Consider the following 2,556-nt stretch of genomic DNA (forward strand, 5'->3'; position numbering starts at 1 on the left):
ATATGAAAAATACTACTGTAATGATATATGATATCATTTTATGATACAATATAATAAAATATATATTATTTTTACGGGGGAGTTTATTGGATGTGTAATGACAGCGGCTGTGGCCATGACCGCGAAAACGCCAGGGTTAATGAATTAATAACAAAACACAGGGATCAGCCCGGGGGAGTACTGAATTTTTTCAGAGAATACATGGAGATATACGGAAGCCTGCCGGGTAAAATAATCAAGAGAGCGGCCGAGGCTTTCGGCAAAGAAGAGACGGAAATTGAAGACCTCCTGTATTCCTGCGACCTGCTCCGGCACGAAACCCCGGGGCTGCACAGGATCAGCGTGTGCATGGGAACGACATGTTACCTGAAAGGAGCCCAGGAAGTACTTAAGGAGTTTTGCGGGGCACTGGGGATATCTCCCGGAGAGACTACCGCCGACGGCCTGTTTTACCTTGAAGTAGTCCGGTGCCTCGGCGCGTGCGATTTCGGCCCCTCCGTGATGGTGGACAACGAGATCCACCCCCATGTAAATCCGGGCAAGGTACCGGCTATAATTAAAGCATACAGCTAACCGCAAGCTCCGCTTTGCAGATTAATAGGGGACTGCTCAACTTTGAGCCAGTCCCCAAACTTATCTTCATTATTCATATACCATCCCATGAGTGCTGATATCACTCAAGCAATGCCCTCTCGAGATTTGCCCCGTTAATATCTACCTCCCTGAGGCTTGCCCGTCTGAGATCCGCCCCGCTGAGATTTGCCTCACAGAGATCCGCCCCGGCCAGATGGGCATAAGTAAGTTTTGCCCCACTGAGATCGGCCTTGCTGAGATCCGCCCTGCTGAAATTTGTATCAGTGAGGTTTGCCCCGCTGAGATTTGCTCCGCTGAGATCTGCCTCACTGAGATCTGCCTCACTGAGATCCGCACCGCTGAGGTCCGCCCCGCTGAGATTAGCTCCGCTGAGATTAGCCAAATAAAGAATTGACCCTCTGAGGTCTGTCTTACTGAGATCTGCCAAAAAGAGAAATGCCTTACATAGATTTGCCTCACTGAGATCCGCGCCGCTGAGATTCGCCTCAGTAAGAACTGCATTGCTGAGATCAACGCCTGTGTTTGCGGTGCGCCTCCATTTATTCCAAGCGTCTGTCCCTTCGCGCATAATAGTCAACTGCTCATTATTCGCCACAAATAATCCCTCCGGTTTATTACCTTTACATATGCAAGGTCGTTTTCATTAATTTTACTACAAATAAAGTCCAATTTTAAGTATTTCATATACAGGAAATCGGGTATATTACGTTCGTTTTTCTTATTTATGAATCCAACTAAGTATTATAATAACTGCCGTTATGATAGCTGCAATAAGTCCGGGCGTAATAAAAACGAGAATTACAACCCATGCTCGAAACTTACGCTTTCTATTTATTGCCTTTTTAAATCCATTTATTTCTTCAGAAGATATATCCAGGCATAATTCATCTGAAGCATCTGATTGTCCAGTTACTAATTCTTTAGCCTGCCCTGACAATTTCGACGGAACATATATGTCAACACCAGAACCAGACATCCCCAAATATAGTTCAAGATATGCGCCAGTGCTTCTATATTTTTTTAAAACCGGTATATTATTGGTATTTAAAATTGCTTCAATAAAGCCTGCTTCTACTCCATCTGTTACAGACATTAAATAGCTTTCTTTGTCATGTTCAATTTCCTCTTTTTTAATTGGTTCAAGGGTTTCAACTAATTTGCTATCACATTCAATACAAGTATCAAAGCCATCTCTATATTCATATCTGCAATTTGGGCACCAAGGCATATAGTTCCCCTCTTTTTAAACAATTCTTTATTCAAATAAAATAAGACTGGTAATCATTTCTATAGTCCATTTAATTTTCCTGCCTTTACTCTAATTTCTACTATTAATAAGCTGTGCTTGTTACTTGACAGGACATTTGTTAACTAACCATTAATTTTAAAGAATGATGGTAGTATCTACGTTCTAGAATTTGGGAGGCCCATTTTTACACAAAGTACTCCACCTTGGCCTCCGGGAAATATTCCTGTGCCAGACTGTGAAAATAGTCTTTTATCTCGTTGAAAAGATCTTTGGGATAGACGTACTTGCCGTAGCCGAACTGGCCGAATTTAAAGGTCCTGGACTCTTCCTCCAGGTCCAGGCCCGTATTTGGGAACACCTCCAGAATCGTGTTTTTGGCCCTCTTGGTAAAACGGTGGGTGATAAATTCAAAGGTGAGGCCGGAGATCTTCCCGTCCAGCTCGTCCGCGGCGGCCTTGAATAAATCCCGGTAGCTTTCCTTCCACCCCTCTTCCGCTATAATCGGCGCTACCAGAAATCCCAGCGGGTAACCGGCCGCCGCCACTTTTTGTGCCGCCGCCAGCCTGTCGGCGAGGGGCGGGGTGGCGTGCTCGTACCGACTGATTACATCGCCTGTGTTGATGCTGAAGCGAAAGCGGGTGTGCCCGTTATGGGAAACGTCCAGCAGCGTGTCTACGTCGGTAAATTTGGTGACGAACCGGAAACGGCCGTGT

4 protein-coding genes are annotated in these 2,556 nt (G+C 45.1%); 1 reads left to right on the forward strand and 3 read right to left on the reverse strand.

Translation table 11 applies throughout. From position 1 onward, the window contains the following. Positions 1–90 precede the first annotated feature (90 nt). On the forward strand, positions 91–573 hold the full coding sequence (locus NC238_14760; GenBank protein MCM1567168.1) for an NAD(P)H-dependent oxidoreductase subunit E: 483 nt from the start codon (positions 91–93) through the stop codon (positions 571–573). A 100-nt stretch (positions 574–673) separates the two neighbouring features. On the opposite strand, the gene NC238_14765 is transcribed toward NC238_14760, so the two are convergent. From NC238_14765 to NC238_14775, 3 genes are all read right to left on the reverse strand, one after another. Then, a complete protein-coding gene (locus NC238_14765) occupies positions 674–1,189 on the reverse strand; it encodes a pentapeptide repeat-containing protein (GenBank protein MCM1567169.1) in 516 nt (171 codons plus the stop codon). Between the two features lie 123 nt (positions 1,190–1,312). Further along, positions 1,313–1,822 (reverse strand): DUF2007 domain-containing protein, encoded by a 510-nt coding sequence (locus NC238_14770; GenBank protein MCM1567170.1) that lies wholly within the window; start codon positions 1,820–1,822, stop codon positions 1,313–1,315. Between the two features lie 205 nt (positions 1,823–2,027). Further along, on the reverse strand, positions 2,028–2,556 hold a 529-nt coding region (locus NC238_14775; protein MCM1567171.1), incomplete at its 5' end, for a spore photoproduct lyase.

Source organism: Dehalobacter sp. (assembly GCA_023667845.1).
Lineage (GTDB): Bacteria > Bacillota > Desulfitobacteriia > Desulfitobacteriales > Syntrophobotulaceae > Dehalobacter.

Bases quoted from the DNA above. Each gene is read 5' to 3' on its own strand.
- NC238_14770 (MCM1567170.1), bottom strand. From the start codon at position 1,822: ATGCCTTGGTGCCCAAATTGCAGATATGAATATAGAGATGGCTTTGAT.
- NC238_14760 (MCM1567168.1), top strand. From the start codon at position 91: ATGTGTAATGACAGCGGCTGTGGCCATGACCGCGAAAACGCCAGGGTT.